Genomic DNA, 13,506 nt, shown 5'->3' with positions numbered 1-13,506 from the left:
CTCCCGGGGCTTCCTGAGCTTGTCGCCTTGCTGCAACCCGAATTATTTAGGGTATTGATTGAGGCCGGTTAATTTGCGTCTTCATAAACAATGCATTTCGCATTACTGCTCGTTTATAATCATGGAATAATCATTTAACGATTTTGCCCGGAGCCACCATGACTGAGCCACAACGCCACAATGCTATTCTCGATCTGCTGCAACGTCAGGGGCAGATTTCCGTCGCTGATGTGATTGATCAGTTTGATATTTCACCCGCCACGGCGCGTCGTGACATCACCAAGCTCAACGAACTCGGCAAACTGCGCAAAGTACGCAACGGGGCAGAAGCGGTCAATCAGCCACGCCAGAACTGGACACCGCTGAATATCCATCAGACGCACAATCTCAACGAGAAAATGCGTATCGCCAAAGCGGCGGCCCAGTTGTGCCAGTCGGGTGAGAGTGTGGTGATTAACTGCGGTTCGACGGCGTTTCTGCTGGGCCGTGAGATGTGCGGAAAAGACATTCAGGTCATCACCAATTATCTGCCGCTGGCCAATTATCTGATTGAGCAGGAGCACGACAGCGTGGTGATCATGGGCGGTCAGTACAATAAAAGTCAGTCCATTACCTTAGCGCCGCAAGACGGCGACGCCAGCCTGTATGCCGGACACTGGATGTTCACCAGCGGCGCGGGGCTGACCCCCGACGGGTTGTACAAAACCGATATGCTCACCGCGATGGCTGAACAGAAGATGCTGAATTATGTCGGGAAACTGGCGGTGCTGGTCGACAGCAGCAAAATCGGCCAGCGCGCAGGCATGCTGTTCAGTCGCACCGAACAAATCAATGTGCTGATCACCGGGAAAGAAGCGAACGAAGAAATCATCGCGCAGTTACGCCAGAAAGGCGTGCAGGTGATCCTGGTTTAACCCTTATCCCTACTTTTCGTCTGGTCTTCGTCGCGCAATTATTGGGTAGAATGGTGGCATCACCTTTTATGAGGCACGACCAGAATGGAACAATTTGAAGCAATCAGCGTTGAACAAGCCCATACCCGCCTGACGTCCGGCGAAGCCGTGATGGTGGATATCCGTGACCCGCAAAGCTTCACCGCCGCACACGCGCCGGGCGCTTATCACCTGAGCAACGACAGCCTGCCTGCGTTCATTGAGCAGGCCGATGCCAAAACGCCGGTGCTGGTGATGTGTTATCACGGCATCAGCAGCCGTGGCGCCGCGCAGTTCCTGATCGGCCAGGGATTCGAATCCGTTTACAGCGTTGACGGCGGTTTCGAAGCCTGGGCAAAAACCTTCCCGCAAGACATCGAAGCCTGATCCTGCCTTTATTTGCCTCCGGCGCACGCTATAGTCTTTATAACCAGGCTATCCGGTCTGCGCCGAAAATGTTCTTAAGCCGAAAAAGCTACCGTTCTCCAGTGTTGATATAATTTCCGCCTACTATCGACAGGATTTCAAGATGAAACATCTGAACACTTCACGTTCTTTAGGCATGCGTACCCTCGCCGTTCATGGCGGACAACAACCTGATGCCCTGACCGGTGCCATTGCGACGCCGATCACCGCCGCATCCGCATTTTCATACCCGGATTTTGACAGCGGCGCACGCCGTTTCAGCGGTGAAGAACCCGGCTATATTTACAGCCGTTTCGCCAATCCGACGGTGGCCGTTTTCGAACAGAAACTGGCGGCGCTCGAAGGGGCAGAAACCGCCGTAGCCTGTGCCAGCGGCATGGCGGCGATCAGCGCCACGTTGTTTGCGCTGCTGGTGCCCGGCGATGAAATCATTCATATCGGCACGCTGTATGGCGGCACCGAAGGCGTGGTGCGTAACCTGCTGCCACGTTATGGCATCAAACCGGTGCACGTCGCGAATGTGAAAGAACTGGAAGCCGCATTCACCCAAAATACCAAAGTGGTACTGGTGGAAACCCCGGCCAACCCGGGGCTGGATATTGCCGATCTGGCGGAAATCGCCCGTCTGTCCAAAGCCGCCGGAGCCGTCAGTGTGGCGGACAACACCTTTGCCACGCCGTACCTGACGCGCCCGCTGGAACTGGGGATTGATATCGTTCTGCATTCCGCGACCAAATACATCAGCGGTCACGGCGATGCGACCGGCGGCGTGGTGGCGGGTTCGGCGGCACTCATCACGCCCATCCGCACCCTGGGCCTGAAACAGTTCGGCGGCAACCTCAGCCCGTTCGAAGCCAGTCTGCTGATCCGCGGCCTGAAAACCCTGCCGCTGCGCGTGGAAGCCAGCTCGCTGAGCGCACAGGCGGTGGCGGAATTCCTCGACGGGCACAGCGCGGTAGACACCGTGTTTTATCCGGGACTGAAACAGCATCCGGGTCACGCTACGGCATCTAAACAAATGAAACTGTTTGGCGGGATTATGGCCATTGAGCTGAAAGGCGGGCTGAACGCGGCACGAACTTTCCTCGATAAGCTGAGCATCATCACGCAGGCGGTTTCTCTGGGAGACACCGATTCGCTGGCCTGCCATCCGGCGTCCACCACGCACAGCGCCGTCGCGCCGGAAATTCGCCGTCAGAGCGGTATTACCGACGGACTGGTGCGCATCAGCATTGGAATTGAAGACACCGAAGACCTGATTGCCGATCTGCAACAGGCGCTGGAAGGGGTGTAAAAGACCCGGAAATCGCGCTGAGCATCACATCTCCTGCATGCTAAAGTGTAATTATTATGGCGATATTGAGCATATATCGCCATAATACTTTCAGTTTACACTTCACATTGGCTGCTACTATGCCCCGTAAAACGTCACCTTTGCTCCCGGCAACTGAATCGCTATTAACTGAATTTGGCGATCGTCTTCGTCTGGCGAGGCTGCGCCGCAAACTGACGGCAGCACAGGTCGCAGAACGCGCAGGTATGGTTCCCATGACATTGCGCAATCTTGAACGCGGCAACACAGGCGTCACTCTCGGTGCGTGTCTGGCGGTAATGCAGGTTCTGGGCGTAGAACAAGATCTCAATTTGTTGCTCAAAGATGATCCGTTCGGCCGCCAGTTACAGGACGCCACATTAATTCCCCGTAAACCCATCTCACGCAATTCCCGTTCAAAACGGACGCCTTCATCTGCGCCCTCAGAGAGTCCTTCTTTAAAATCTGAGGAAACGGATACCGAAACTGACTGGGCCAGGGATGATTTTTTAAGTGCCGGTTCATTAGCGTCACTGCTTCAGGAGGGTGAAGATACCGGTAAAAAAACCCCTAAAAGGACGAAGAAATGACGGTAAGGATTGCCGTATATGCCGACTGGAACCCCCTCCCTGCAGCTTTGCGCATCGGTTATCTCAATGTGCATCAGGCCGCAGGTCGTGAAATTTTTGCCTTTGAATATGATCAGGCTGCGCTGGAGCATCCTGATTTTGCCAATCTTCAGCTTGATCCACGGATAGGTTTATTCACTGGCCCCCTATATCCGGCACAAGGGCAGGATATTTTTGGTGCCTTCGCGGATACCAGTCCGGATCGCTGGGGACGGTTGTTGATGAAAAGACGGCTGGAACGGGAAAAACGCGCAGGCGTGGCCCCTGCAACTCAACGTCTGCATGAATCTGATTACCTGCTGGGCGTTCATGACAATTTTCGTATCGGCGCGCTGCGTTTTCGGCTCAATGATGAAGGCAATTTTCTGGATGACCGTCATGATGTCGCGGCTCCTCCTTTCATTCAGATCCGCGAACTCGAAGCCGCCAGCCGGGCGCTGGAAAAGGACAGTGAAAATCAGGATGCCGCGGGTGATGAATGGTTACGTTTACTGATTGCACCGGGCGGATCGCTTGGCGGCGCCCGACCGAAAGCCAGCGTCAGCGCACCAGATGGTCATCTTTGGATAGCCAAATTCCCCAGCATTAATGACGAATATGATATCGGCGCCTGGGAACTGGTGGTCAATACGCTGGCAAAAGCTTGTGGTCTGAATGTGCCTGAAAGCCTTGCCCGCCGCTATGCCAATCCTCACCACTGTTTTTTAGTGAAGCGTTTTGACCGGACGGCAGAGGGTCAGCGTAAACATTTTGCCTCGGCCATGACACTGACCGGCCACCAGGATGGCGATGACGCCTCTTCCGGTGTCAGCTACCTTGAGCTGGCAGCGGTACTTATTAATCAGGGCGCACAACCCAATCAGGATTTATGCGAACTCTGGTCGCGCATCGTTTTCAACTTACTGGTATCCAATACCGACGATCATCTGCGTAATCACGGCTTTCTGCTGGAGCCGGGAAAAGGATGGCGTCTTGCACCGGCCTACGACATGAATCCGGTGGCACAAAGCACAGGACTGAAACTGAATATCAGCGAATCTGATAATGCGATGGATCTCGATTTAGCGCTTTCCGTCGCGCCAGTTTTTCGCATTTCAGACAGCGATGCGCAGGATATCATCTGGCGCTGCCGGCAAATCGTCAGGCAGTGGCCAACAATTGCCAGCAAAATTGGCCTCTCTGCACGCGAGCAAAGTGCGATGTCGTCAGCATTTAGGTTAGCATGACACTGTTAACCAGACGCCTGCTGACAGATAATCGGGCGATACCGTTATCGCCTGTCTACATAACAATGAATTACCGCAGTCAAACAATTAGGGAAATCGCTTAACGCTATGGTGCGCATTCTTAACCTGAACAACCCCCGCCTCGCTCAGGCGTTTGTCGATTACATGGCAACGCAGGGTTTTACGCTGACGATAAAACTTGAAAGTCAGGAAGTGCAGCTCTGGCTGGAGGATGAATCCCGTCTGGAAGAGGCCGAGAAGCAGGTGGCGCTGTTTGTCCGCGATCCGCTGCATCCTCGCTATCAGGAAGCCAGCTGGAAAACCGGCAAGGCGCAGCCGAATTTACGCATGTCGCATACGCCGTTTCTGAAAACCCTGCGCAGCCGCGCCGGACCGCTGACCATCGGCATGATTGTGCTGAGTCTGGCGGTGTTTATTCTGCAACAGATGGTCGGTGACCAGCTGGTGATGAGCTGGCTGGCGTGGCCGGACAGTTCGCGCGTTTTCCAGTTATGGCGCTGGTTCACCCCTGCCCTGATGAATTTTTCCTTTATTGCCCTGCTGATTAATCTGGCGTGGTGGTGGTATCTCGCCAGTCAGGTAGAGATGCATCTGGGCAGCGGCAAGCTGTTCACCGTGACATTAATTTCTGCGCTGATCAGCGGCTGGGGCCAGTCGATGGTCAACGGTTCCTGGTTCGGCGGATTGTCCGGCGTGGTCTATGCGCTGATGGGTTATGCCTGGCTGACCGGCCAGCTGAAACCGGAAAGCCGTTTGTACGTACCGGGCGGATTGCTGGTCATCTCGCTGATTTTCATGTTTATTGGATATGCAACAGGTGGCGCTGCCGTGTCGAATGCCGCCCATGCATTTGGTCTGGGCCTCGGCCTGATGATGGCATTTGTTGATACGCGCACTCCGCGCAAAAAAAGTAAGTAGGGGATCCGGGTGAAACAAACACAACGCCATGATGCGATTATCGATTTAGTCCGCCAGCAGGGTTATGTCAGCACCGAAGAGCTGGTGGAGCATTTTGCAGTCAGCCCGCAAACTATCCGCCGCGATCTCAACGATCTGGCGGAGCAGAACAAAATTCACCGTCACCACGGCGGTGCGGCATTGCCATCCAGCTCCGTCAACGCGGCCTATAACGACCGTAAAGTGATGTGGTCGGAAGCGAAAGCGCGCATCGCCGAACGTGTCGCCAGCCAGATCCCCGACGGCTCGACGTTGTTCATCGACATCGGCACCACGCCGGAAGCCGTCGCCCATGCGCTGCTTAACCATAAAAACCTGCGCATTGTGACCAACAACCTGAACGTCGCCACGCTGCTGACCGCCAAAGAAGATTTCCGTCTGTTCCTGGCGGGCGGCGAAGTGCGCGCCCGCGACGGCGGTATCATGGGCGAGGCGACGCTCGATTTTATCTCCCAGTTCCGCCTCGATTACGGCATTCTCGGCATCAGCGGTATCGATATGGACGGCTCGCTGCTCGAATTCGACTATCACGAAGCACGCACCAAACGCGCGATTATCGAAAATTCCCGCTGTGTGATGCTGGTGACCGACCATTCCAAATTTGGCCGTAACGCGATGGTGAACCTCGGAAAAATGGATCTGATCCACTATCTGTTCACCGATAAACAGCCGCCGGAAAGCGTGAAGCAAATCATCGACAAATACGACGTGCATCTCGAACTCTGCTGATTTTCCTGCTGTTGCGGAGCGCCGCTCAGGCGCTCCTGTATTCCTCTCCCCGACACATCCCAAAACGAACAATTGCGAAAAAATCCGCCCTTCAAGGCGCTCGGTTTCGATTCCCTCTTGCCGTTTTGCTCGAAACCGACACAAAAATGTTACCTTCATCACGCATAATTGTTTTTATTTGGTTAACGCTTGGCTTGTTTGTCGATTCTCGATTACAATCGTGAGCGAAAACGAACATAAAAGAGCTATTGCGAACATCTGGAGGAAGATGACGTGGAAACCAAAGACTTGATCGTAATTGGTGGCGGTATTAATGGTACCGGCATCGCAGTAGATGCAGCTGGCCGCGGGCTGTCTGTTCTGCTGCTTGAAGCGCAAGACTTGGCCTGCGCGACCTCTTCGGCCAGTTCTAAATTAATCCACGGTGGCCTGCGCTATCTGGAACATTACGAATTCCGTCTGGTCAGCGAAGCGCTGGCTGAACGTGAAGTGCTGTTGAAAATGGCACCGCATATTGCCTTCCCGATGCGTTTCCGTTTACCGCATCAGCCGCATTTGCGCCCGGCCTGGATGATCCGCGCCGGTTTGTTCCTGTACGACCATCTGGGCAAACGCACCAGCCTGCCGGCCAGTAAGGGCCTGAAATTTGGCAGCGAATCCGTGCTGAAACCGGAACTGACCAAAGGTTTTGAATACTCGGACTGCTGGGTGGACGACGCGCGTTTAGTGGTCGTCAACGCACAGGAAGTGGAAGAGCGTGGCGGCGAAGTCCGTACCCGCACCCGCGTCACCCGCGCATGGCGTGAAGACGGTTTGTGGATGGTGGAAGCCGAAGATATCGATACCGGCAAAACCTTCACCTGGCGCGCCAAAGGTCTGGTGAACGCCACCGGTCCGTGGGTCAAACATTTCTTCGACGACGGCCTGAAGCTGAAATCGCCATACGGCATCCGTCTGATCAAAGGCAGCCATATTGTGGTGCCACGCGCGCACAATCAGCCGCAGGCCTACATTCTGCAAAACGAAGATCACCGCATTGTGTTTGTGATCCCGTGGATGGATGAATTCTCGATCATCGGCACCACCGACGTGGAATATCACGGCGATCCGAAAGACGTGAAAATCGATGACAAAGAAGTGGGTTATCTGCTGAAAGTGTATAACGACCACTTTAAGAAACAGCTGACCACCGAAGACATCGTCTGGACCTATTCCGGTGTGCGTCCGCTGTGCGATGACGAATCCGATTCACCGCAGGCGGTGACCCGTGATTACACACTCGACGTGCACGATCAGGATGGCAAAGCGCCGCTGCTTTCTGTGTTCGGCGGCAAGCTGACCACTTACCGTAAACTGGCGGAACACGCGCTGGAAAAACTGGTGAAGTATTATCCGAAAGCCGGTCCGGCGTGGACCAAAACGGCCGTATTGCCGGGCGGGAAACTCAACGGTGACCGCGATACCTACAGCGCCAATCTGCGTACCCGTTTCAAATGGTTGCCGGAATCGCTGGCACGCCGTTATGCGCGGACTTACGGCAGCCAGACGGAGTTGTTCCTGAATGATGCGACCAGCCTGGAATCGCTGGGCGAAGATTTCGGTCACGGGTTCTACGAAGCGGAACTGCGTTATCTGGTGGAAAAAGAGTGGGTGTCACAGCTCGATGATGCCATCTGGCGCCGTACCAAACTCGGTATGTGGCTGGATAAAGCCCAGCAACAACGCGTCGCCGAATGGCTGGAAACACACAAACAGCAGAAGAAACATTTGTCGCTGGCGTCTTAAATTAGTTAGCTCCTCCCCCTGCGAAGGGGGAGGCCAGGAGGGGGTTTAACAGACAAAACAAGTGGTTATGCACACTTAACATCTTGTTTTTGACCTTAATACCCCACCCCAACCCTCCCCTTCGCAGGGGAGGGATCTGATTGAAGTCGCTTCTGAATCCCCCTTCGCAGGGGGAGGAGCTGAAAGTCCCACCTCTATTCCCGCTTTACAACCTCACCGGTTTAATGTTCCAGATCTCATCGGCGTATTCCTGAATGGTACGATCCGAGGAGAAATAGCCCATGTTGGCGATGTTATGCAGCGTGCGGCGCGTCCACTCTTCCGGCAGTTTATACAGCTCATCGACTTTATCCTGTGTATCGACATAACTGCGGTAATCCGCCAGCACCTGATAGTGATCGCCGAGATTAACCAGCGTGTCGAACAGATTGGTATAACGCTTCGGCTCGGTCGGGCTGAAAACGCCGGTGGCGATTTGCGTCAGCACCTGATGCAGCTCGGTGTCCTGCTCAAAATACGTATGCGGGTTGTAACCTTTCTGGCGTAATTCCTCGACCTGCGGCGTGGTGTTGCCGAAAATAAAGATATTCTCCTCGCCCACATGTTCGAGCATTTCGACGTTGGCACCGTCCAGCGTGCCGATGGTCAGCGCACCGTTCAGGGCAAATTTCATGTTACTGGTGCCGGAGGCTTCGGTACCCGCCAGCGAGATTTGCTCGGAAAGATCCGCCGCCGGAATGATCAGCTGCGCCAGACTGACACTGTAGTTCGGAATGAACACCACCTTCAGTTTGTTGCCGATACGCGGATCGCTGTTGATCACCGCCGCCACGTCGTTGATCAGCCGGATGATCTGTTTCGCCGCATAATAGGCCGATGCCGCTTTACCGGCGAAAATCACCGTGCGCGGTACCCATTCGGCATCCGGCTCTTCCAGAATACGGTTATAACGGGTGATGACATGCAGCACGTTCATCAGCTGGCGTTTGTATTCATGGATGCGTTTGATCTGCACATCGAACAGGCTTTTCGGATCCACCACAATGTTCAGCTTCTGGGCGATAAACAGCGCCAGCCGCTTTTTGTTGTCCAGCTTGGCCTTGCGGATCGCCTGCAGGAAACTCAGGTAATCCAGATTCTGTTTCAGTTCCGCCAGCTGGCTCAGATCCGAACGCCAGGTCTGACCGATGGCATCGTCAATCACCGCCGACAGCGGTTTATTGGCCAGCGCCAGCCAGCGGCGCGGCGTCACGCCATTGGTTTTATTGATGAAACGGTCCGGATAAACGCGGGCGAAATCCGCGAACAGCGACTGCACCATCAGCTCGGAATGCAGTTCGGAAACGCCGTTCACTTTGTGGCTGGCGATCACCGCCAGCCATGCCATACGCACTTTGCGGCCGTGGCCTTCGTCGATAATTGAGACGCGCGACAGCAGGCCGTTATCGTCGGGGATCTTCTCCGCCACTTCTTTCAGGAAGTGATCGTTGATCTGGAAAATAATCTCCAGATGACGCGGCAGGATCTTGCCGATCATGTCCACCGGCCAGGTTTCCAGGGCTTCGCTCATCAGCGTGTGGTTGGTGTAAGAGAACACGCTGCACACCGTTTCCCACGCGGTCTGCCACGCGAATTTATGCTCGTCGATCAGTAAACGCATCAGCTCCGGGATCGACAGCACCGGGTGCGTGTCGTTGAGGTGAATAGCAATTTTGTCGGCCAGATTGTCGTAAGTATGGTGCGTGGTGTAATGGCGGTTGAGGATATCCTGCACGGTCGCTGACACCAGGAAATATTCCTGACGCAGACGCAGTTCGCGGCCGGAATAGGTCGAGTCATCGGGATACAACACGCGGGATACGTTCTCGGAATGGTTTTTATCTTCCACCGCCGCGAAATAATCGCCCTGGTTAAACTTACCCAGATTGATTTCGTTACTGGCCTGAGCACCCCACAACCGCAGCGTGTTGGTGGCGTCCGTGTCGTAACCGGGGATCACCTGATCGTAGGCGCAGGCGATAACTTCTTCGGTTTCCAGCCAGCGGGTTTTGACGCCTTCATGCTGCACACGGCCACCGAAACGCACTTTATAACGGGTGTTGTAGCGCTGGAATTCCCACGGATTACCGTATTCCAGCCAGTAATCCGGCGCTTCTTTCTGCTCACCGTTGATAATGCTTTGCGCGAACATGCCGTATTCATAACGGATGCCGTAACCGCGCCCCGGCAGCGCCAGCGTGGCCAGTGAATCCAGGAAACAGGCCGCCAGTCGTCCGAGGCCGCCGTTGCCTAAACCGGGGTCATTTTCTTCGCCGATCAGTTCTTCGAGGTCAAAGCCCATTTCATCGAGGGCGCTTTTCAGGTCGTCATAAATCCCCATCGCCAGCAGCGCGTTGGAGAGTGTCCGTCCAATCAGAAACTCCATCGACAGGTAATACACCTGCCGGACATCCTGTGAGGTTTGCGCCCGGTTAGAACGCAGCCAGCGTTCCACCATGCGATCGCGCACCGCAAACAATGTGGCATTAAGCCAGTCATGTTGTGTCGCAATAGACGGATCTTTGCCGATGATAAACATCAGTTTATAGGCAATAGAATGCTTAAGCGCTTCGACACTGACTGTCGGTGAGTTGTAATTAAACGGTGAAGTCATAACGTTACATTCCCGATCAAGTTAGCTACGTTCAGGGTCAGGACAGCAGGCGGTTGTACAGGACGAGATATTCCTGTGCAGCTACCTTCCAGCCGAAATCAATACCCATGGCGTGTTGTTGGACGTGTCGCCAGTGTTTCGGTCGGCTCCACAAAACAAATGCCCGGCGGATCGCACTTCCGAGCGATTTCCCCGTTGCGTCTTCAAAGACAAACCCGCTGGCGGTTCCGTCAGCCAGATTTTCCAGCGCACAGTCGACCACCGTGTCGGCCAGCCCGCCGGTACGGCGCACCAGCGGCAGGGTGCCGTATTTCAGGCCATACAACTGGGTTAATCCGCACGGCTCGAAACGGCTCGGCACCATGATGACGTCCGCCCCGCCGATGATGCGGTGGGAAAACGCTTCGTGATAACCCAGCTGTACGCCGACCTGCCCCGGATTGTCCGCCGCCGCCGCCAGAAATGCCTGTTGCAGCACCGCGTCACCTGCGCCTAACAGCGCCAGCTGGCCGCCACGTTCGAGCAGATCCGGCAAGGCTTCCAGCACCAGATCCAGCCCTTTCTGGCTGGTCAGGCGGCTGACCACCGCGAACACCAGACGCGAGTCATCCACATCCAGCCCCATCGCCCGTTGCAGATAAGCTTTGTTGACCGCTTTCGAACGCAAATCATCAGCGTCGTAACGCGCCGACAACAAGACGTCATCACGCGGCTGCCAGATAGCTTCATCGACACCGTTGAGGATACCCGTCAGCCGCCCCTGCATTTCGCGTTCCAGCAGCAGAGATTCCATGCCGTAACCAAATTCCGGCCGGGTGATTTCTTTCGCGTAGGTCGGGCTGACCGTCGTCACATGGTCGGAATAGAACAGACCGGCTTTCAGGAAAGAAATCTGGCCGTAGAATTCCAGCCCGTGCATCTGGAAGAATTCGCGCGGGATATACAGCTCATCGAGATGATGCGCGAAGAACAATCCCTGAAACGCCAGATTATGCACCGTGAAAACGGTCTTCACCGGCGCGTTACGGGCGCGGATATAGGCGGAACACAGCCCGGCGTGCCAGTCGTGAGAATGGACGATATCCGGCTTCCAGTGCGGGTCAAAATTCAGTGCCAGCTCGCAGGCCATCCAGCTCAGCAACGCAAAGCGCAGATGGTTATCCGGGTAGGCAAAAGACGATTGATCGTGATACGGGCTGCCGGGACGATCGTACAAACCGGGCACATCAATCACATAAATACCCACGCCATCAAAGTAACCCAGTGAAAGGGTGACATGCCCGGCAAAGGTCGCCAGCGTGCCGATGACCTGCGTTTCTCCCAGTCCTTTTTTGACATCAGGAAAACCTGGAATGAGCACGCGGACATCCGCGCCCTCCGCAATCTGAGCGGCGGGCAGTGCACCGGCGACGTCAGCAAGGCCGCCCGTTTTTAACAGCGGAAACAGCTCGGAACAAACATGTAAAACCTGCATTCGCGCTCCTGATTATCCCGGTCATCCCGGCGTTCAGCGGGATGACGAAAAGTCGTGCTTTCTAACGTCTGTTTATAGTTTCGCCAGCATCGCGCGCGTCACCAGTACCACGCCCCCTTCCGAGCGGTAGAACCGGCGGCTGTCTTCATCCGCATTCTCGCCAATCACCATCCCTTCGGGGATTTGGCAGGCGCGGTCAATAACACATTTGCGTAAGCGGCATGAACGCCCCACGTTCACATCCGGCAAAATAATCGTTGAGTCGATATTGCAGAAAGAATTGATGCGCACCCGCGGGAACAATACGGAGTGCACCACCACGGAACCCGAGACAATCACACCGCCCGCCACCAGCGAGTTCATGGTCATGCCGTGGCTGCCTGAGCGGTCCTGCACAAATTTGGCTGGCGGCAGCGGCTCCATGTGGGTGCGGATCGGCCAGTCGCGGTCGTACATATCCAGTTCCGGCGTGACCGATGCCAGATCCAGATTGGCGCGCCAGTAGGCATCCAGCGTCCCGACATCACGCCAGTACGGCGGCAATTCATCATTTTGAGTCACGCAGGAAAGACCAAACGGATGCGCGCGGGCGACGCCCTGACGGGTCAGTTTTGGGATCAGGTCTTTGCCGAAATCATGACTGGATTCCTCACTTGCCATGTCTTCTTCGAGCATGCGAAACAGATAGTCTGCATTAAAAATGTAGATGCCCATGCTCGCCAGCGCCATATCAGGATTGCCGGGCATGGCAGGCGGATCTTGCGGTTTTTCGACAAAACTGGTGATGTGATAATCCTCAGTCACGCCGATAACCCCGAATTCGCTGGCCTCGGCGCGCGGGACTTCCAGACAGGCGACGGTACATTCACCGCCCTTCTGCACGTGGTCGATCAGCATGCGCGAGTAGTCCATCTTGTAGATATGATCCCCGGCCAGGATCACCACAAACTCGGCGTCATAGCGGCGGATAATATCCAGATTCTGATAGACCGCATCGGCGGTGCCTTTGTACCAGTGCTCGGTACTGTGGCGTTGCTGCGCCGGGAGCAAATCCACGAACTCGTTCATTTCTTCGTTAAGGAAAGACCAGCCGCGCTGAATGTGCTGAACCAGCGTGTGCGACTGATATTGCGTGATCACACCGATGCGGCGAATGCCGGAATTCAGGCAATTCGACAGGGCGAAATCAATGATGCGAAATTTACCGCCAAAGTGAACGGCGGGTTTTGCCCGGGTTGCGGTCAAATCTTTCAGCCTGGAACCCCGGCCACCGGCAAGGATCAATGCCACGGATTTGAGCGGCAACTGTCGTGCCAGCATGACCGGGTCCCGGTTATCTAATGTCGCCATATCTGACTCCTT

At 55.2% G+C, this 13,506-nt stretch carries 11 protein-coding genes; 8 read left to right on the top strand and 3 right to left on the bottom strand.

Annotated features, from left to right (window positions below; genetic code table 11):
• The first annotated feature begins 158 nt into the window (after positions 1 to 158).
• The 8 genes from ulaR to glpD all read left to right on the top strand — a co-directional run bounded on the left by ulaR (position 159) and on the right by glpD (position 8,017).
• Positions 159 to 914, top strand: a complete 756-nt coding sequence (ulaR, locus tag EDF78_RS10955; RefSeq protein ID WP_133823101.1) for an HTH-type transcriptional regulator UlaR — start codon at positions 159 to 161, stop codon at positions 912 to 914.
• Between the two features lie 84 nt (positions 915 to 998).
• Complete coding sequence (gene glpE, locus EDF78_RS10950; protein WP_095923851.1) at positions 999 to 1,319, top strand: thiosulfate sulfurtransferase GlpE; 321 nt, start codon at positions 999 to 1,001, stop codon at positions 1,317 to 1,319.
• Between the two features lie 142 nt (positions 1,320 to 1,461).
• On the top strand, positions 1,462 to 2,652 hold the full coding sequence (locus EDF78_RS10945; protein WP_133823100.1) for a PLP-dependent aspartate aminotransferase family protein: 1,191 nt from the start codon (positions 1,462 to 1,464) through the stop codon (positions 2,650 to 2,652).
• A gap of 119 nt (positions 2,653 to 2,771) precedes the next feature.
• A complete protein-coding gene (locus tag EDF78_RS10940; protein ID WP_119825351.1) occupies positions 2,772 to 3,260 on the top strand; it encodes a helix-turn-helix transcriptional regulator in 489 nt (162 codons plus the stop codon).
• Positions 3,257 to 4,525, top strand: coding sequence for a HipA domain-containing protein (locus EDF78_RS10935; RefSeq protein WP_133823099.1), 1,269 nt, complete (start codon positions 3,257 to 3,259; stop codon positions 4,523 to 4,525). Before EDF78_RS10940 ends, EDF78_RS10935 begins: the two co-directional genes overlap by 4 nt.
• Positions 4,526 to 4,633: 108 nt before the next feature.
• A complete protein-coding gene (glpG, locus tag EDF78_RS10930; RefSeq protein ID WP_133823098.1) occupies positions 4,634 to 5,464 on the top strand; it encodes a rhomboid family intramembrane serine protease GlpG in 831 nt (276 codons plus the stop codon).
• A gap of 9 nt (positions 5,465 to 5,473) precedes the next feature.
• On the top strand, positions 5,474 to 6,232 hold the full coding sequence (locus EDF78_RS10925) for a DeoR/GlpR family transcriptional regulator (protein ID WP_095923856.1): 759 nt from the start codon (positions 5,474 to 5,476) through the stop codon (positions 6,230 to 6,232).
• A 273-nt stretch (positions 6,233 to 6,505) separates the two neighbouring features.
• Positions 6,506 to 8,017, top strand: coding sequence for a glycerol-3-phosphate dehydrogenase (gene glpD / locus EDF78_RS10920; RefSeq protein WP_119825355.1), 1,512 nt, complete (start codon positions 6,506 to 6,508; stop codon positions 8,015 to 8,017).
• A gap of 205 nt (positions 8,018 to 8,222) precedes the next feature.
• Here glpD and glgP read toward each other — a convergent pair whose 3' ends face one another.
• The 3 genes from glgP to glgC all read right to left on the bottom strand — a co-directional run bounded on the left by glgP (position 8,223) and on the right by glgC (position 13,494).
• Positions 8,223 to 10,670 carry a glycogen phosphorylase gene (glgP, locus tag EDF78_RS10915; RefSeq protein WP_133823097.1) on the bottom strand — a complete coding sequence of 816 codons (2,448 nt, stop codon included), beginning with the start codon at positions 10,668 to 10,670 and terminating at the stop codon, positions 8,223 to 8,225.
• Between the two features lie 37 nt (positions 10,671 to 10,707).
• Positions 10,708 to 12,144, bottom strand: a complete 1,437-nt coding sequence (gene glgA, locus EDF78_RS10910) for a glycogen synthase GlgA (protein ID WP_133823096.1) — start codon at positions 12,142 to 12,144, stop codon at positions 10,708 to 10,710.
• A 72-nt stretch (positions 12,145 to 12,216) separates the two neighbouring features.
• Positions 12,217 to 13,494, bottom strand: a complete 1,278-nt coding sequence (glgC, locus tag EDF78_RS10905) for a glucose-1-phosphate adenylyltransferase (protein ID WP_095923860.1) — start codon at positions 13,492 to 13,494, stop codon at positions 12,217 to 12,219.
• Positions 13,495 to 13,506: the final 12 nt, after the last annotated feature.

Origin of the sequence: Rahnella sp. BIGb0236 (assembly GCF_004364755.1) — a bacterium.
GTDB lineage: Bacteria > Pseudomonadota > Gammaproteobacteria > Enterobacterales > Enterobacteriaceae > Rahnella > Rahnella victoriana.
Note: the sequence above shows the minus strand (reverse complement) of the source record. Positions and strands in the feature narration are given on the sequence as shown.